The organism is Halovulum dunhuangense, assembly GCF_013093415.1.
Taxonomy (GTDB): Bacteria; Pseudomonadota; Alphaproteobacteria; order Rhodobacterales; family Rhodobacteraceae; genus Halovulum; species Halovulum dunhuangense.
The window spans coordinates 1,999,562-2,016,003 of sequence record NZ_JABFBC010000001.1; the positions used below are offsets into that span (position 1 = coordinate 1,999,562).

The following is a 16,442-nucleotide window of genomic DNA, read 5'->3' on the forward strand; positions in this document are numbered from 1 at the left end:
GGCCGCGCCCTCACTCGGGGGTGGTGACGTGGCGTGACGAGCCTTCGGCCAGGAATTCCAGCACCTCCGCCACCAGCGGGTTGTCGGCATGGCTTTCGGCCACGCGGGCCGCGCGTTCCGTCAGCGTGCCGTCGCCCTCGAACAGCGCGCCGTAAGCCGCGCGCAACCCGTTGATATGCGCCTTTTCCGCCCCGCGCCGCTTCAGCCCGACAAGATTGAGGCCCGCCAGATGCGCCCGCTCGCCCGTCACCGTGCCATAGGGGATCACGTCGGCCACGACCCCGGCAAGCCCGCCGATCATCGCCCCCGCGCCGATGCGCACGAACTGGTGGATGCCGGCAAGCCCGCCGATCACCGCCCCGTCGCCCACGACCACATGACCGCCCAGGGTCGCGGCATTGGCAAAGATGGCATGGCTGCCGATGATGCAGTCATGGCCCAGATGCACATGGTTCATGAACAGGTTGCCGTCGCCCACCCGCGTCTCGCCGCCGCCGCCCACGGTGCCGGGGTTCATGGTGACGTATTCGCGGATGGTGTTGCCGTTTCCGATCTGCAGAAGCGTGCGCTCGCCCTTGTATTTCAGATCCTGCGGCCGCTGCCCGAGCGAGGCGAAGGGAAAGACGATGTTGCCCTCTCCCATCACCGTATGGCCGTCGATGGAGACATGGGACTTGAGTTCGGTCCCCGCCCCGATGGTCACGTCCGACCCGATCACGCAATAGGGGCCGATGCGCACGCAGTCGCCGATGATGGCGCCTTCGGCGACGATCGCGCTGGGATGGATGATGGCGCTGTCAGAGATGCTCATGCGTTCAGGACCCGTTCGGATTTTGCTGGATCATCGCCATGAAGACCGCCTCTGCCGCGACCTCGTCGCCGACCTTGGCGATGCCGTCGAATTTCCAGATCTTGCCACCGCCGCGCTTGACGGTGACATGCAGTTCCAGCACGTCGCCCGGTTCCACGATGCGACGGAAGCGCGCCTCGTCGATGGACATGAAATACACCAGCGCGCCCGCATCGGTCAGATCGAGCGACCAGGATACCAGCACCGAGGCCGCCTGCGCCATCGCCTCGACGATCACCACGCCGGGCAGCACCGGCTTGGCGGGGAAATGCCCCTCGAAATAGGGCTCGTTGGCCGAGACGTTCTTGATGCCCACGGCGCTTTTCGCCTTGTCCATGTTCACCACGCGGTCGATGAACAGGAACGGGTAGCGGTGCGGGATCAGGCGCTTGATCTCGTGGATGTCGGCGATCTTCAGATCCGGGTCGATCGTGAGGGCCATGGTGGCGTCACTCCTGCTGCGTCGGGGCGTCCAGGGCTGGTTGCCGCTGATAGCTTTCGTCCAGCCGTTTAATCGCCTCGTCGGTAATGTTCAAATCCTGTCTTGAAATCAGCACGTTCCGCTGGTCGATCACCGCCGCCGCACCCGTCTGGTTCATCAACTCCAGCAGCACCGGCCCCACCCGGTTGAAGAACTCGGCGCGGCGCCGGTCGATCCGGCGGCTGAGCGCCTCTGCCTTCTGTTCCTGGGCGGCGCGGGTCGCCACGACGCGCGCGTCGAACTCGTCGGCCTTGGCCCGGAACGCTTCCGGATCGAGGCTCGGGCGTTCCGCGGTCAGCGCGCGTTCCTCTTCCTCGAACTGACGGTCGAGTGCCGCGTTCTCGTCGCGCAAAGCCTGGGTTTCGGCCTCGTTGGCGGCGATCAGGCTCTGTCCCAGGCGGGAACCCGAGTAGAGCCGGTCCTGATCGAGCACCAGGATCGGCCGCGGTTCGCGCGGAATGTCGAAGCCGAGCGACTGGGCGGCCAGGCCGCCAGCCAGCGCGAGCAGGACCGCCACGGTCGCGACCAGCCGCCGCATGATCAGAACCGCGTGTCGACGGTGATCCGGAACTCCTCGAACTCGTCACCCGCGACCGAGTCGATGGGCTTGGCATAGTTGAAGCGAAGCGGGCCGATCACCGTGTCCCAGAACAGCGACACGCCGGCAGAGCTGCGCAGCCGTGCGCTGTCATCGACCGTGCCCGATGCGCCCGCCACGTCGTACAGATCCCAGAGCGAGCCGACATCGGCAAAGACCCCGCCATAGATGCCGAGGTTCTCCGGCAGGCCGATGGGGAACGTCGCTTCGAACCGTGCCACCGCGTAGAGATTGCCGCCAAGCGCGTCGTCGATGTCCTCGCCACCCGATCCGCAGGCCGTGCAGCGGTCGCGCGGGCCAAGGCCCCCGCGCGAGAAGCCGCGGAAGCTGTCGCCGCCCAGCACGAAGCGGTCGGTGATCCGCGTGCTGTCGTTGAAGGACACCAGCGCGCCCGCCTCCAGTTCAGCCGTCAGGATGACTTCCTCGTCGAGGATGGAGGTGTAGGCGCGGGCCAGCGCCTCGGATTTGGAGTATTGCGCATCGCCGCCCAGCCCCGCGAAGTCCTGGCTGAAGCGCAGCAGGAAGCCGGCGCTGGGATCGACCGGCGAATTCCGCTTGTCGAGCGTATAGGTGAAGCCCGCGCCGATGCTGAGCTCGGTGCCCGCCTCGCGCTGAAGGATCGGCGAGACGCCCGTCGGGTCGACGTCGATCTCTTCCTGGGTCACGAACAGGCGCACCGACAGGCGGCCGTCTTCGGACAGCGGGAAGCCGAGGGCGGGGATCACCCCGATCGAGGTGGTGTTGATCGAGGATTCGTCTCGGTCGAATTCCCGGTAGAAGGCCGAGATCGAGCCCGACAGGTCCTGGTCGAAAAGCGCGGGCTCGGTGAACGAAAACGCGAAGGTGTTGCTTTCCTCGCCTGCCGCCAGCTCGATCGAGGCGCGCTGGCCACGGCCGAGGAAGTTCCGCTCGGACAGGCCGATGGTGCCGGTGACGCCCTCCGAGGACGAGAACGCGGCCCCGAAACTTAGCGATCCGGTCGGCGCCTCTTCGACCTCGACCGAGATCACCGCGCGGTCGGGCGCCGAGCCTTCGCGGACCCGGGTCGACACGCGGTCGAAGAAGCGAAGCGCCTGGATGCGCTGCTCGGCCTCGCGCAACTCGCGGGCATTGAAGGGATCGCCCTCCACCACCCGGAACTGCCGCCGGATCACCCGGTCCAGCGTTTCGGTGTTGCCCTGGATGTCGATGCGCTCGACGAAGACGCGCGGCCCCTCGACCAGCTCGAACGCGATGTCGACGGTCCCGTTCTCTTCGTTGCGGGTCAGGCGCGGCACGATCTCCACGAAGGCGAAGCCGTTCTGCCCGGCAAGAAAGGCCATGCGCTCGATCACCCTGTCCACCCGCTCCTGCGAATAGACATCGCCGGGCTGAAGGTCGATCAGCGCCTCGAACGCGGCCGGATCTAGTCCGGGGGCAAAGGTGGTGACGGTCGAACGGCCATAGCGGAACTGCTGGCCTTCGGTGACCGAGAAGGTCAGGAAAAAGGCGTTGCGCTCGCGCGACAGCTCGGCCGCGGCGCTGTCCACGCGGAAATCTATGTAGCCGCGGTTCAGGTAGAAATCGCGCAGCAACTGGCGGTCCAGCTCCAGCCGGTCCGGATCGTAGACGTCGTTGGTGAACAGGAAGCTGAACAGCCCCGCCTGCCCGCTTTGCACCACGCGGCGCAGGCGTCGGTCGGAATAGGCCTCGTTGCCGATGAAGCTGATGCGCTGGATCTCGGTCACGCGGCCCTCGAAGACCTCGTAGACCAGGTTCACGCGGTTGTCGGGCAGCCGGATCAACTTGGGCGTCACTTCCGCCGTGATCCGGCCCGAGCGGGCATAGGCCTCGATGATGGCGCGGGCATCGGCCTCGGCGGCGGTGCGCGAATAGGGGTCGCGGGGCCCGAGCTGCACGACCTGCAACAGCGCCTCGTCGTCCAGCCGGTCGTTGCCTTCGATGGCGACCTGGTTGATCGTCGGGTTCTCGACCACGGTGATCAGGATGCGCCCGCCCCGCGGCTCGATCCGCGCATCCTCGAACAGGCCGGTGTCGAACAGGCGCTGAAGTGCTGCGTTGATCTCGGCCTGGGTGACAGGCTGGCCCGGGATCAGCCCGGCAAAGACCTGGATCGTGTCGGCGGGGATGCGCGCATTGCCCTCGACCGTGACCGAGGAAACCTGGAACAGCTGAAAGGCGTCCTGCGCGCGGCCGGGTGCGGGCACCGCAAGCGCGGCGGCGGTGGCAAGAAGCCCCGCTGCCAGCGTGCCGGTGAAACGGGAAAGAGAGGGCCGGAGCGCGCGCCTTGTCATGGTCGTCCTGTCCTTTGCAATCATCGGTGCCATCAGCTGGTGAAAAGCCGCATGAGGTCGTTATAGGTCGCGAAGAGCATCAGCAACAAGACAAGTGACAGGCCAACCGTCATGGCAATGCGCATCACCGCCTCTGCCGGGGGTTTGCCCGCCAGCGCCTCGTAGCCGAACATCAGAAGGTGCCCGCCATCGAGAACCGGGATCGGAAACAGGTTCAGCATGCCGATCGCGGTCGAGATCACGGCGATCAGGATGATCAGGCTGAGGGCCCCCTGTTCGGCGCTCGCCCCCGAGACCTGCGCGATGCCCAGCGGCCCCTGCAGGTTGTCGGCGCCAAGATTGCCCAGGATGATGTGCTTGATGCCCGTCAGCGACTGCACGACCACGTCCACCGTGCGCTCTGCCCCGATCGCCACCGCGCCCCACGGGGTTGGCGTATAGCTCTGCGGATAATAAAGCGCCTCGCCGCCCACGCCGATCATCACCCGCGTCTCGACGCTGCCATCGGGGTTCAGGCGCTCTGTCTCGCGCGGGGTGATCTCGAGTGCGATCGTCCGCTCGCCCCGCACCACTTCCAGCGCCAGCGGCGCGCCGCCCGAATTCATCACCGTGTCGCGCAGATCGCCGAAGGATTGCAGGCGCTGCCCGCCCGCGCTGCGGATGTAGTCGCCCGGTTCCAGCCCCGCGGCCGCGGCGGCCGAAAGCGGCTCTACCCCCGACACCAGCGGCGGCAGGGGATAGGGCGCGGACACGTTCAGCCGGTCGGTTCCGCGCTGGATCTCCAGCGACAGGGGCGCCGCCGATTCCATCTCGTCGGCCAGCTCGTAGATCTGGCCGAAACGCTCGATGGGGGTGCCGTTCACGCTGAGCACGCGGTCGCCGGGTCGCAGTTCCACCTGCTCTCCGGGAAGGGATGCGATCTCGCCGATCACCGGATCGTCGGTGCCCACGCCCTGCCACAGGGCAAGCCCGCCGAAGAGCACGATCGACAGGATGAAATTCGCGACCGGGCCCGCGGCCACGGTCAGGCTGCGCTTCCAGACCGCGGCGCCGTGGAAGCTGTGCGCGTAATCCTGCGGGCTCAGGTGATCGAGCGCGCCCGGGTCGGCCCGGCTCGACCCGTCCGCATCGCCCACGAACTTGACGAAGCCGCCAAGCGGCAGCGCCGCGACCTGCCATTTCGTGCCGCGCCGGTCGACCCAGCCCAGCAGGCGCGGGCCGAAGCCCAGCGAAAAGGTGTCCGCCTTGATGCCGCACCAGCGCCCGACGATGTAATGGCCGTATTCATGGACGAAGACGACGACGCCCAGCACGATCACGAAGGCGATGGCCGAGGACAGGAAACCGCCCACGAACGGAAGGTTTGCGATCAGTTCCATGCGTCTGCCCCACTCAAACCGGCCGGATGTCAGCCCTGCCGCGCCACCCAATCCTCGCCGAAACGGCGTGTCCGTCGGTCATAGCCCATGACATCGTCCAATGAAATGCCTTCGCGGGCGGCCGCAGCCTCGGGCCCCAGCGCATCGAGCGCGGCCTCGACCAGCGCCGCCATGTCGAGAAAGCCGATCCGCCCGGCAAGAAACGCGTCGAGCGCCGCTTCCTTGGCCGCGTTGAACACGGCGCCAGCCAGGCCACCGGCGGCCATCACCTCGCGCGCAAGACGCAGCGCCGGGAAACGCACCGGATCCTCCGCCTCGAAATCGAGCCGGGATAGTGCCGCGAAATCCAGCCGATCCACCGGCAGCGGGCGGCGTTCGGGCCAGTTCAGCGCGAAGCCGATGGCGCCGCGCATGTCGGCCGGGCCCATCTGCGCGATGATCGCCCCGTCGCGGAAGCCGATCATGGAATGGATGATCGACTGCGGATGCACCACCACCTCGATCTGGTCGGGCGTGACGCCGAAGAGCACCTGCGCCTCGATCATCTCGAGCGCCTTGTTGAACATGGTGGCGCTGTCGATCGAGATGCGCACGCCCATGCTCCAGTTCGGATGCGCCATCGCCTGCGCGGGCGTCATCGCCGCCATCTCGTCGCGGCTGCGGGTGCGGAACGGCCCGCCCGAGGCGGTCAGCAGGAGCCGCTCGATCCCGCCACGATCCTCGCCCTGCAACGCCTGGAATATGGCGCTGTGCTCGCTGTCCACCGGCAGAAGCCGCGTGCCATGCGCGCGGCAGGTCTCGATCAGCAGCTGGCCCGCGCAGACAAGGCTTTCCTTGTTGGCCAGCGCCAGCGTCCCGCCGTTCCGCGCCGCCGCAAGGCCCGGTGCAAGGCCCGCGGACCCCACGATGGCCGACATCACCCAGTCGGCGGGGCGCTCGGCCGCCGCGATCAGCGCCTGCGGCCCGGCGGCGGCCTCTACCCCGCTGCCCGCAAGCGCTGCGCGCAGATCGTCAAGCCGCGCGGGATCGGCGGTGACCGCCACCTGCGCCTTCAGCGCGCGTGCCTGTTCGGCCAGCAGCGCGATGTTGCCCGCGCCCGTGAGCGCCACGACCTCATAGGCCTGTGCGCCGCCCTGACGGGTCAGCAGGTCCACCGTGTTCACGCCGATGGAGCCGGTCGCGCCAAAGATCGAAACCCGCCGCCGCCCGCTCATGCGAAGAACATCCCAAGCAGCGCATAGGCCCAGAGCGCGCCGATCAGCCCGTCGAACCGGTCCAGAAGCCCGCCATGGCCCGGGATCAGCGACGACGCGTCCTTTACCCCGTAGCGGCGCTTGAGCCAGCTTTCCAGCAGGTCGCCGGCCATGCTGGCCACCGCCATGATGCCGCTCAGAAGCACGAGGACGGGCAGCGAGACGTGGCCCGAGAAAAGAAACGCCGTGCCCACGATCAACGCCGCCACCAGCCCGCCGATGGCGCCCGCCCAGGTCTTTTTCGGGCTGAGCCGCGGCCAGAGCTTCGGGCCGCCGATCAGGCGGCCTGCGAAATAGGCGCCGACATCGGCCGCGATGACCACGCAGACCAGCCACAGGACCAGCGGAAAGCCCTGCGCGGGGTCCGCGCGCATGTCCACGAGGATCGCCATGGGCAGCGCGATATAGGCAAGCCCGGGCAGCATCCACTCGATCCGCGCCCGGTCCGACAGCGCGGTCAGCACCAGCCCTACCGCCAGCGCCGCCACCCCGTAGGGCAGATCGGCAAGACCCGTCGCCGCCACGCAGGCGGCCCCCGAGCCTGCCATGATCCAGAGCGTCCGGTCCGACAGCGACAGGCCCCGCAGCACGATCCGGCGGTATTCCCACAGCATCAGCCCGGTGCCGGCCATCACGAGGATGGTAACGTAAAGCCCGCCCCGCCAGAAATCGATCAGCGCGATGGCGATCAGGACGGCGGCCGAAGCCATGCGTACGCCAAGATCCGCGAAACTCGGGCCTTTGGGTGTCGTCTCCGTCATCCGGTCGCCGCACCGAAGCGCCGCTCGCGGGCGCCATAGCGCTCGATGCAGCCGGCCAGCACCTCGGCGGTGAAATCGGGCCAGCAGATGTCGAGGAATTCGTATTCGGCATAAGCCGCCTGCCAGAGCAGGAAGTTCGAGATCCGCACCTCGCCGGAAGTGCGCAGCACCAGGTCCGGATCGGGCAGCCCCGCGGTATCCATGAAGGCGCCGAGCCGCGCCTCGTCCAGTTCGGCCGGGTCGAGCCGCCCTTCCGCCACCGCGGCCATCGCGCGGCGGGTGGCACGCAGGATCTCGTCCCGACCGCCATAGTCTATCGCCACGGTGACGTTGAGCGCCGTGTTGCCGGCGGTCAGTTCCTCCAGCCAGCCCATCATTCCGCCAAGATCCGCGTCCAGCCGGTCGCGATTGCCGATGAAACGGATGCGCACCCCTTCCTTCACCAGCCGCGCGCTTTCCTTCTTTATGTAGTGCCGGAACAGCCGCATCAGCCCGGCCACCTCTTCGGCCGGCCGCTTCCAGTTCTCGGTCGAAAAGGCGTAAAGCGTCAGATGCGTGATCCCCAGATCCGGGCACGCGCGCAGCACCTCGCGCAGGCGCTCCACGCCCTTGGCGTGCCCGGCAAGCCGGGGCATCCCCCGCCGCAAGGCCCAGCGGCCGTTGCCGTCCATGATGATGGCGACGTGGCGGGCCTCGGGCTTGCGGTGAAGGGCGCGGGTGTTGGGCATCAGGCGGACATGCAGGCTCAGACCTGCATGATCTCCTCCTGCTTGTGCTCCAGCGCCGCGTCGATCTTCTTGATCGTCGCGTCGGTCAGGTCCTGGATCTCCTGCTCCCACAGCTTCTGGTCGTCCTCGCTCATGCCGGCGGCCTTGGCCTTCTTGAGCTGGTCCATCCCGTCACGCCGGACGTTGCGCACCGCGATGCGGGCGCTTTCGGCGTATTGCCCGGCCACCTTCGCCAGGTCGCGGCGGCGTTCCTCGTTCAGCTCGGGGATCGGCAGGCGCAGGATCGTGCCGTCCATCACCGGGTTGATGCCAAGCCCAGAGTTGCGGATCGCCTTGTCCACGGCGTTCACCAGGCTCTTGTCCCAGACATTGATCAGCACCATCCGCGGCTCGGGCACGTTGATCGTCGCGCACTGGTTGATCGGCATGCTCGAGCCATAGGCATCGACCATCACCGGATCCAGCATCGAGGCCGAGGCGCGGCCCGTGCGCAGCGAGGCGAATTCGCCCTTCAGCGCGGCAACCGCGCCATCCATGCGCTTGGCCAGCGCGTCGATATCGATGTCATCCACATCGTCGCTCATGGGATACTCCTTGTCAGGCGCCGGTGGCGGCGCCCTGCAACTGGGGTTTGGTCTGCTCGGACACGATGGTGAACTTGCCACGCCCCGAAACGACGCCCACCAGCCCCTCGGGGGCGTTGAGCGAGAATACGATGATCGGCAACCGGTTCTCGCGCGCCAGCGCAATGGCCGAGGCGTCCATCACCTTCAGATTGCGGGTCAGCACCTCGTCATAGCTGATCTCGGGGAAGAATTTCGCATCCGGGTTCAGCTTGGGGTCGCTGTCATAGACGCCGTCCACCTGCGTGCCCTTGAAGATGGCCTCGCAGGACATCTCGTTGGCGCGCAGGGTCGCGGCGGTGTCGGTGGTGAAATACGGGTTGCCGGTGCCGGCGGCAAAGACGCACACGCGCCCCTTTTCCAGGTGGCGCACGGCGCGGCGGCGGATATAGGGCTCGCACACCTGGTCCATCGGAATGGCCGAGATCACGCGCGTGAACACCCCCATCGACTCGAGCGCCGACTGCATGGCGAGCGCGTTCATCACCGTGGCCAACATGCCCATGTAGTCGGCGGTCGTGCGTTCCATCCCCTGCGCGCTGCCCTGCAACCCGCGGAAGATGTTGCCGCCGCCGATCACCATGCAGATCTGGACGCCTGCCTCGCGCAGGCGCTTCACTTCGGCGGCGATGCGTTCGACGGTGGGCGGATGCAGCCCGAAGCCCTGCGGCCCCATCAGCGCCTCTCCCGAGATCTTCAGCAGGACGCGGCGAAATCGGGGTGTCGGGCTGTCGTCCGTGTCGGCCATCCGGTCTGCTCCGCCTGTCATTATTCCGGTCGCTAAAATGTCGGAAAAGAAGGGGGCTTTCAACGCCCAAACCGCGCGCGGAGAGCAAATTCGCGCAGCTTTCCGCCTTGGCCGAACCGCCGCGCATTTATCTCGCGGTTTCAAATTGATGCCATATTTCGCCGCCAACGTGCACCTATCGGCAAATGGCGGAGCCGCGTCTCCGGCCCCGCAGCCACGAAAGGCGCAAATCGAGATGACCCCGAGAAAGCCCATGTTCACGAGTGCTGTCGCGTTTCGACCCCTGCTGGCTGGAACCGCACTCTGCACGGCGCTGCTCGCGGGCGAAGCTATGGCGCAGACGGTTGCGCTGAGCGCCCCCGGCACGGCCGTCCGAATCGAGGGGCGGCTTCTGTCCTATGACAACGGCACCTATGTGATCGAAACCTCGATCGGCCAGATATCGGTGCCAACCGACGGGCTGGTCTGCGAAGGCGCGACCTGCCCCACCCCCGAACAGATCGCCCGCGCCAATGTCATCAACGGCGTGCCCGGCGAACGCGTGGCGCTGACCGCGACCACGGGCGGGCTGCGGATGGAGGGCACGCTCATCTCCTACGAGAACGGGCTCTACCGGATCGAGACGCCGCTGGGCCCGCTCGAGGTTCGGGCGCAGGGAACGACCTGCGAGGGGCCGGGCTGCCCGCTGATCCCGCAGGACAGCGCGGCGCTTGCCCCCGCGCCACAGACACAGACGCAGGCCGATGGCGCCCGCGTGACGGTCCCCCGCCTGGACCGCGCGCCGGATGTCCGTTTCGCGGGGCCCGCGCCGCTTCTCGACCGGGTCGTGCCCGCGCTTGTGGTCGACCTGGCCGATGCACGCGGCGCGCGCCTCGACATGGCCGATACCGTATCGGTCAGTGCGGCCGATGCCGCCGCTGCCGGTCTGCCGGCGGGGGGGATGGCGTTCAGCCTGGAAGAGAGGGGCGCGGGGACGCTGGTCGTCGCCCGCTATACCGAAAGCCCGGCCGAGGCGCTCTCGCTTGCGGACGGGGCCGAAACCGATATCGCCCTCGTGCCGACGCGGCCGGGCGCCCTGCCCGGTCAACCGCTTCTGGGAACCGAGGCGCTGGTCGCGGTCGTCTCTCCGCAGAACACCGTGGCGGCGCTTTCGGCCGAGGATCTGACGGAGATCTTCTCGGGTCGGGCGCGCAACTGGTCGGCCTTCGGCGGGCCGGATGCAGACATCCGCGTGATCGGCCTGCCGCCGCGCAGCGACGTGACCGCGGCCCTTGCCGAGACGCTGCTTGCCCCGCGCGGGCTGAACGCGCGTGCGCCCGATACGTTGGTGGCGGACACCGACGCGCTGGCCGCGGCGGTTGCGGCCGATCCCACGGCCATCGGCTTTACCGTGCAATCCGCAAGCGACGGCGCGCGGCGGTTGGCGCTGTCGTCAAGCTGCGGCCTGACGGCCGAGGCGACGCCCGAGGCGGTGCTGACCGGGCGCTACCCGTTCAGCCGCGAGATCCGGGCGCTGCCCCGCGCCGGTGCCGGCGAAGAGGCGGGACTGGTGCTCGCCCATCTGCAAGGCGCCGCGCAGGACGTGATGACCGATGCCGGGATGATCGGCCCCGAACTGGTGCGCTTTTCCCTCGAACAGGAAATGGGCGGGCTCGCGGCGCGCCTGCCGCAGATCGGCGACGAGGATCGCCGCGCACTGGTCGATACCGCGCTCAGGATCATGCCCGCCGCCGAACGGCTGGGCACGGTGTTGCGCCTGACCGAGGCGGGCGACGCGCTCGATCCCGCCTCGCGCGAGCAGATCGGCCGGATCATCGACCTGGCCGCCGAGCAGGGCCTGGCCGAACTGTTCCTCGTCGGCCATGCCGAGGATACCGGCGACGCGTTCACCAGCCGCGACATGGGCCGGGCGCTGGCGCGCCAGGTGCGGTCGCTGATGCTGTCGGCGGATGTCGAGGGCAAGCTCGACACGACGCTGCTGCGCACCGTGGGCCTTGGCGCGGTGACGCCGATCGCCTGCGCCGATGCGCCGGGCGCGGCCGCGTCCAACCGCAGGGTGGAGATCTGGGTACGGCGCTGAAAGCGGGGCGCAAACCTACCCAGGGGAAAGGGCCGCGAAAGCGGCCCTTTCTGTTTGCGGGATACCCCGTGAAACACCCGGTCGGACAACGAAAAAGGGCCGCTTTCGCGGCCCCTTCCCGAAGTTCGAGGGCGGCTTGCGCTCAGCCCTTCATGGTCTTGGCGACCTCGGCCGCGAAGTCCTCTTCTTCCTTCTCGATGCCCTCGCCCACCGCGAGCCTGACGAAGCCCAGGATCTCGGCGCCGGCGTCCTTGGCGGCCTGGGCCACGGTCACGTCGGGGTTCATCACGAACTTCTGGTTCAGAAGCGTGACTTCCTCGAAGAACTTGTTCATCCGGCCGACGATCATCTTCTCGATCACCGCATCGGGCTTGCCGCTTTCGCGGGCCTGGTCGGTCAGCACCTGCTTCTCGCGCTCGATCAGCGCGGGGTCCAGATCCTTTTCCGACAGCGAGGCAGGGTTGGTCGCGGCCACATGCATCGCGATCTGCTTGCCGATCGCCTCGTCGCCACCCTTCAGCGCGACCAGCACGCCGATCTTGCCCATGCCGTCAGCGGCGGCGTTGTGGATGTAGGCGGCCACGCTGTCGCCCTCGATACGGGCCATGCGGCGCACGGACATGTTCTCGCCGATGGTCGCGACCTTGTCGGTCACCACGTCGGCGACCGGCTTGCCGCCCATGTCGGCGGCCTTCAGCGCCTCGACATCCGACACACCCAGCGCGACGCCCGCGATACCGGCGACCATCTTCTGGAAGTCGGCATTCTTCGCGACGAAGTCGGTTTCCGAGTTCACCTCGACCGCGACGCCGACGCCACCCTCGACGCGGACGGCCACAAGACCCTCGGCGGCGGTGCGGCCCGACTTCTTGGCGGCCTTGGCCAGGCCCTTGGTCCGCAGCCAGTCCACGGCGGCTTCCATGTCGCCATCGGTTTCGGTCAGTGCCTTCTTGGCATCCATCATGCCCGCGCCGGTCGTGTCGCGGAGTTCCTTCACCATCGCTGCGGTGATCGCCATGTCATGCTCTCCTTGAAGGGAACGGGACGCGCGGCGGCATGGGCCGCCGGCTTCCCCTGTCTTTGGATCGGATCGTCGCAGCGCCCTTAGCGGGCGGCTGCGACAGTCTCGTGACGGTGCTTACTCTGCCGCAGCGTCTTCGGCGGCCAGGTCTTCGGCCGGGGCCTCTTCCATCGCGCCCAGGTCGATCCCCTGCGAGCCAAGCTGCGCGGCCATGCCGTCCAGGGCGGCGGCGGCGACCAGGTCGCAGTAAAGCGCGATGGCGCGGGCCGCGTCGTCATTGCCGGGGATCGGGTAGTCGATGCCGGCGGGCGAGGAGTTGCTGTCCAGGATCGCGACCACCGGGATGCCCAGCTTCTTCGCCTCGGTCACGGCAAGCGCTTCCTTGTTGGTGTCCACGACAAAGATCATGTCGGGAACGCCGCCCATCTCGCGGATACCGCCGAGGGATGCCTGGAGCTTGGCCTGCTCGCGCTCCATGTTGAGGCGCTCTTTCTTGGTCAGGCCGGCGGCGCCCTGCGCCATCTGCTCGTCGATCGACTTCAGCCGCGCGATGGACGCCGACACCGTCTTCCAGTTGGTCAGCGTGCCGCCCAGCCAGCGGTGGTTCATGTAGTACTGGGCCGACCGCTCGGCCGCCTCGGCGATCGGGCGCTGCGCCTGGCGCTTGGTGCCGACGAACAGGATCCGGCCACCCTTGGCCACCGTCTCGCGCACCGCGTTCAGCGCCGCGTCGAGCAGCGGCACGGTCTGGGTCAGGTCGATGATGTGGATGCCGTTCCGCTCACCATAGATGAACTGGCCCATGCGGGGGTTCCAGCGGTGAGTCTGGTGGCCGAAGTGAACGCCAGCTTCCAGCAGCTGACGCAGAGAGAACTCGGGAAGAGCCATCTGTGTTTCCTTTTCCGGTTTCGCCTCGGCGGGGAGAAGAGGCTTGCGCCCCAACCGGTGGACGCGCGGGGATTTCTCCCCCGCAGGCCCGAACCCGCCTGTGGATTTCGTAGGCCGGGCCATAAAGCAGCCCGCGCCCCTTTGCAAGCCTTCAGGCGCGCCCGCGCGGCGGCGCGTAGTTCGGCCGCAGCGTGGTGGGGCGGAAGCCCATGCGCACCAGGTTGTTCCAGGAATGCTGCGGATCGCCCGGCACCGCCTCTCCGGTGCAGGAATGCGCGATAAGGCAGCCCGCCGCCCGTGCCGCCATCAGCCTGTGGGCGAGACACCGGCGCTGCACGCCCTGCCCGCGCGCATCGGGTCGCGTGGCGCCCCAGTCGGTCCAGCAGGCCCGACCCTGGATGAAAAGCGCGCCGCAACCGAGTGGCTGCCCGTCCCTGAGGGCAAGATACACCTGCCAGCCCCTGGCCTGCGGCAGACGCGCCAGCCAGGGCCGCGCGGCATCGCCAAGGTCGAAGGCGTCGCAGGCGATCCTGGCGAAAGCCTCGCCCTCATTCACACCGATGCGCCGGATCTCCGGCCCGCCATCCGCGGCCGGATCCGGCCCCGGCGACCACCCCTCGAGCGCAAGCTCGAACTTCTGCCAGCCGCGCACCCGCTCCAGCCCGGCCCCTGACGGCACGAGGCTCCTGGCGCCAGGCGCTTCGTGCAGGAAGAAGCGGGGCACCCCGGCCCGCCGGTAAAGCCCGGCCGCCCGCCCCATGTCCGCGCCCGTTGCGATGCCGGCCGCGCGGTTCACCACGATGGCGCTGGCGGGAAGGCCCGCCGCGATGCTGGCGGCGATCCCTCCCTCTTCGACCCACGCCAGGCCGAGTGCTGCGCGCAAATCCGGCCCCGCAACATCGTGCAGCGACCTCAGCGCAGCCCGTTCCAGCGTGGCCGATGCGTCCGCTTCAGGCAGCATCGGCATGCCCCCCGGCATGGCGCGCGGCGATCGCCTCGATATGGCGGTGATCGGTGCCGCAGCATCCCCCGCGCAGCCGCAGGTTCGGCAGCACCCGGTCAAGCGCGGCATAATCCTCGGCCAGCGCCAGCGGATCGCCCGCATCCAGGGTTTCGGACGCCTCCAGTTCGGCATGGCTGCGGCAGGACGCATTCGCGCGGATGCCGCCGATCCGGTGCAGCCAGTCGCCGCTGAGCACGCCCCGGAAATGCGAGGGATGGGCGCAGTTTACCATGTAGAAAAGCGGCCCCGCCCCGGTTGCCGCATCCGTCGCCGCGATGGCATCCGCCAGCGTCTCGCCCGAGGGAAGCCGCCCGTCGGTTTCCACCGTGAACGAGATAACGCAAGGAAGGCCCAGCTCCGCCGCCGCCAGCGCGATGCCGATGGCCTCGCCCGTATGGGTCATGGTGATCGCCGAAAGCATGTCCACGCCGCCGGCGCGCAGCGCCTCGGCCTGGTGGCGGTGATAGGCCAGCGCATCCTCCGGCGTCAGCGCGGCATCGAGGATGTAGCCGTCGCCGCGGGGGCCGATCACCCCGTTGATGGGCATCGGGCAGTCCGGCGTCTCCATCTCGTGGCGCAGGGTCGCGGCAAAGCGCGCCGCCTCGATGTTGATGAGCGCGACGTCGTAGCGGGTCAGCCCAAGCTGGTGCCCCCATCCCTGCGAGGCGCGCCAGGTCACGGTATCGAGCACGAACCCCGTGCCATGCGCCTGCGCGATCCGGATATGGCGCAGGAACCACGCGCGCAGCGCGGTGCGGCCCTTGTCCTGGCCCAGCAGGTGAAACGCGCCGAAGAGCGGCAGGTCGAACCCCTCGACGAAGCTCATCCAGGTCTCGAGCCCGCTGTCGACGAGAAAGGGCCGCGTCCCGTCCCGCAATGCGGCAACCCGCGTGTTTTCGGTTTTCATGTCTGTCCCCCATGTCTACTGTTGCCGCATTGGAATAGCCCTTGCGGGACGCCCGGGGATACCGGACGCGCGGTCGGGGGAATTCTGAATATTTTCTTGTTTAGTATCAAATAGATGGCGCGACACCATGCGTCAGCCACCACGCGGGAGGCAGAAAACCGGACCCGCGGTACAGTTCGGGACGGTACGGATGCGCAAGGGACAGGCGACCCGCGAGAGGCTTATGGACATTGCCGAGGGCGCGATCATGGACAAGGGCTTCGGCGCCACCTCAATCGACGAGATCATCGCCGCGGCCGAGATCACGAAAAGCGGCTTCTTCTACCACTTCCCCGACAAGAACGCCCTCGCCTTCGCGCTGCTGGAGCGTCACCAGCAGCGCGAGGACGAGCTTTTCGACAGGCTCGAAGCCCGCGCCGCGACGCTGAGCGACGACCCGCTGCATTCCTTCCTCATCTTCATCACCCTGCTGGCCGAGACGATGGACGCGATGGAGACGGGCTTTCCCGGATGCCTTGTCGCGACCTTCGTCTACCAGGAGCGGCTGTTCGACCGGAACGTGATCGTGCTGAACCGGTCGCTGGTGCTGCGCTGGCGCGACCGGTTCCGCGGCCAGTTCGAGCGTATCGCCGAGCGTTACCCGCCGCGCGATACGGTCGATCTGGACCAGCTTGCCGATTTCGTCTCGACCGTGGTCGAGGGGGGCATGGTGATGTCGCGCGCGCTGGGCGAGCGGCAGGTGCTGTCGGGCCAGGTGCTGGTGCTGCGCAGTTACGTCAAGCTTCTGTTCCAGCCCGCGCTCGATTGACCGGGGCCGCGAAACTCGCC

Annotated in this window: 16 protein-coding genes; 2 read left to right on the forward strand and 14 right to left on the reverse strand. The window is 68.0% G+C overall.

Going from position 1 to position 16,442, the window contains the following annotated elements:
* Positions 1-10 precede the first annotated feature (10 nt).
* From lpxA to pyrH, 10 genes are read right to left on the reverse strand one after another with little or no spacing between them, the layout of a single operon-like run.
* Positions 11-811: an acyl-ACP--UDP-N-acetylglucosamine O-acyltransferase gene (gene lpxA / locus HMH01_RS09685; protein WP_171324710.1), complete on the reverse strand. Its 801-nt coding sequence runs from the start codon at positions 809-811 to the stop codon at positions 11-13.
* A gap of 4 nt (positions 812-815) precedes the next feature.
* Positions 816-1,292: a 3-hydroxyacyl-ACP dehydratase FabZ gene (fabZ, locus tag HMH01_RS09690; protein WP_171324712.1), complete on the reverse strand. Its 477-nt coding sequence runs from the start codon at positions 1,290-1,292 to the stop codon at positions 816-818.
* A gap of 7 nt (positions 1,293-1,299) precedes the next feature.
* Positions 1,300-1,869: an OmpH/Skp family outer membrane protein gene (locus tag HMH01_RS09695; RefSeq protein WP_171324714.1), complete on the reverse strand. Its 570-nt coding sequence runs from the start codon at positions 1,867-1,869 to the stop codon at positions 1,300-1,302.
* Positions 1,870-1,871: 2 nt separating this feature from the next.
* Positions 1,872-4,223, reverse strand: coding sequence for an outer membrane protein assembly factor BamA (gene bamA / locus HMH01_RS09700; protein WP_171324716.1), 2,352 nt, complete (start codon positions 4,221-4,223; stop codon positions 1,872-1,874).
* Positions 4,224-4,255: 32 nt separating this feature from the next.
* Entirely contained in the window at positions 4,256-5,602 is a 1,347-nt protein-coding gene (gene rseP, locus HMH01_RS09705) for an RIP metalloprotease RseP (protein WP_171324718.1), read from the reverse strand.
* 29 nt (positions 5,603-5,631) lie between these two features.
* Positions 5,632-6,816 carry a 1-deoxy-D-xylulose-5-phosphate reductoisomerase gene (dxr, locus tag HMH01_RS09710; protein ID WP_171324720.1) on the reverse strand — a complete coding sequence of 395 codons (1,185 nt, stop codon included), beginning with the start codon at positions 6,814-6,816 and terminating at the stop codon, positions 5,632-5,634.
* Positions 6,813-7,565: a phosphatidate cytidylyltransferase gene (locus HMH01_RS09715; RefSeq protein ID WP_171324722.1), complete on the reverse strand. Its 753-nt coding sequence runs from the start codon at positions 7,563-7,565 to the stop codon at positions 6,813-6,815. Before HMH01_RS09715 ends, dxr begins: the two co-directional genes overlap by 4 nt.
* A 47-nt stretch (positions 7,566-7,612) precedes the next feature.
* Positions 7,613-8,344, reverse strand: coding sequence for a polyprenyl diphosphate synthase (uppS, locus tag HMH01_RS09720; protein ID WP_171324725.1), 732 nt, complete (start codon positions 8,342-8,344; stop codon positions 7,613-7,615).
* 17 nt (positions 8,345-8,361) lie between these two features.
* Entirely contained in the window at positions 8,362-8,928 is a 567-nt protein-coding gene (gene frr, locus HMH01_RS09725) for a ribosome recycling factor (RefSeq protein WP_171324727.1), read from the reverse strand.
* Positions 8,929-8,941: 13 nt separating this feature from the next.
* A complete protein-coding gene (gene pyrH, locus HMH01_RS09730) occupies positions 8,942-9,715 on the reverse strand; it encodes a UMP kinase (protein ID WP_171324729.1) in 774 nt (257 codons plus the stop codon).
* Between the two features lie 235 nt (positions 9,716-9,950).
* Here pyrH and HMH01_RS09735 point away from each other — a divergent pair, with 235 nt between their 5' ends.
* Positions 9,951-11,795 carry a substrate-binding domain-containing protein gene (locus HMH01_RS09735; protein WP_171324731.1) on the forward strand — a complete coding sequence of 615 codons (1,845 nt, stop codon included), beginning with the start codon at positions 9,951-9,953 and terminating at the stop codon, positions 11,793-11,795.
* Between the two features lie 142 nt (positions 11,796-11,937).
* Here the strand turns inward: HMH01_RS09735 and tsf are convergent, their stop codons facing one another.
* The 4 genes from tsf to HMH01_RS09755 all read right to left on the reverse strand — a co-directional run bounded on the left by tsf (position 11,938) and on the right by HMH01_RS09755 (position 15,614).
* Complete coding sequence (tsf, locus tag HMH01_RS09740) at positions 11,938-12,813, reverse strand: translation elongation factor Ts (RefSeq protein WP_171324733.1); 876 nt, start codon at positions 12,811-12,813, stop codon at positions 11,938-11,940.
* Between the two features lie 120 nt (positions 12,814-12,933).
* Complete coding sequence (gene rpsB, locus HMH01_RS09745; RefSeq protein WP_171324735.1) at positions 12,934-13,704, reverse strand: 30S ribosomal protein S2; 771 nt, start codon at positions 13,702-13,704, stop codon at positions 12,934-12,936.
* Between the two features lie 151 nt (positions 13,705-13,855).
* The gene (locus HMH01_RS09750; RefSeq protein ID WP_171324737.1) at positions 13,856-14,665 is read right to left on the reverse strand and encodes a GNAT family N-acetyltransferase; all 810 of its coding nucleotides are present in this window, start codon (positions 14,663-14,665) and stop codon (positions 13,856-13,858) included.
* Positions 14,655-15,614, reverse strand: coding sequence for a homocysteine S-methyltransferase family protein (locus HMH01_RS09755; protein WP_171324739.1), 960 nt, complete (start codon positions 15,612-15,614; stop codon positions 14,655-14,657). The genes HMH01_RS09750 and HMH01_RS09755 overlap by 11 nt, the downstream gene beginning before the upstream one ends.
* A 190-nt stretch (positions 15,615-15,804) precedes the next feature.
* Between HMH01_RS09755 and HMH01_RS09760 the strand changes: the two genes are divergently transcribed.
* The gene (locus HMH01_RS09760) at positions 15,805-16,422 is read left to right on the forward strand and encodes a TetR/AcrR family transcriptional regulator (protein ID WP_171324740.1); all 618 of its coding nucleotides are present in this window, start codon (positions 15,805-15,807) and stop codon (positions 16,420-16,422) included.
* The last annotated feature ends 20 nt before the right edge of the window (positions 16,423-16,442 follow it).

Excerpts from the sequence above, each read along its gene's own strand:
- lpxA (WP_171324710.1), bottom strand. The coding sequence starts at position 811 with ATGAGCATCTCTGACAGCGCCATCATCCATCCCAGCGCGATCGTCGCC.
- fabZ (WP_171324712.1), bottom strand. The coding sequence starts at position 1,292 with ATGGCCCTCACGATCGACCCGGATCTGAAGATCGCCGACATCCACGAG.
- HMH01_RS09695 (WP_171324714.1), bottom strand. The coding sequence starts at position 1,869 with ATGCGGCGGCTGGTCGCGACCGTGGCGGTCCTGCTCGCGCTGGCTGGC.
- bamA (WP_171324716.1), bottom strand. The coding sequence starts at position 4,223 with ATGACAAGGCGCGCGCTCCGGCCCTCTCTTTCCCGTTTCACCGGCACG.
- rseP (WP_171324718.1), bottom strand. The coding sequence starts at position 5,602 with ATGGAACTGATCGCAAACCTTCCGTTCGTGGGCGGTTTCCTGTCCTCG.
- dxr (WP_171324720.1), bottom strand. The coding sequence starts at position 6,816 with ATGAGCGGGCGGCGGCGGGTTTCGATCTTTGGCGCGACCGGCTCCATC.
- HMH01_RS09715 (WP_171324722.1), bottom strand. The coding sequence starts at position 7,565 with ATGGCTTCGGCCGCCGTCCTGATCGCCATCGCGCTGATCGATTTCTGG.
- uppS (WP_171324725.1), bottom strand. The coding sequence starts at position 8,344 with ATGCCCAACACCCGCGCCCTTCACCGCAAGCCCGAGGCCCGCCACGTC.
- frr (WP_171324727.1), bottom strand. The coding sequence starts at position 8,928 with ATGAGCGACGATGTGGATGACATCGATATCGACGCGCTGGCCAAGCGC.
- pyrH (WP_171324729.1), bottom strand. The coding sequence starts at position 9,715 with ATGGCCGACACGGACGACAGCCCGACACCCCGATTTCGCCGCGTCCTG.
- HMH01_RS09735 (WP_171324731.1), top strand. The coding sequence starts at position 9,951 with ATGACCCCGAGAAAGCCCATGTTCACGAGTGCTGTCGCGTTTCGACCC.
- tsf (WP_171324733.1), bottom strand. The coding sequence starts at position 12,813 with ATGGCGATCACCGCAGCGATGGTGAAGGAACTCCGCGACACGACCGGC.
- rpsB (WP_171324735.1), bottom strand. The coding sequence starts at position 13,704 with ATGGCTCTTCCCGAGTTCTCTCTGCGTCAGCTGCTGGAAGCTGGCGTT.
- HMH01_RS09750 (WP_171324737.1), bottom strand. The coding sequence starts at position 14,665 with ATGCTGCCTGAAGCGGACGCATCGGCCACGCTGGAACGGGCTGCGCTG.
- HMH01_RS09755 (WP_171324739.1), bottom strand. The coding sequence starts at position 15,614 with ATGAAAACCGAAAACACGCGGGTTGCCGCATTGCGGGACGGGACGCGG.
- HMH01_RS09760 (WP_171324740.1), top strand. The coding sequence starts at position 15,805 with ATGCGCAAGGGACAGGCGACCCGCGAGAGGCTTATGGACATTGCCGAG.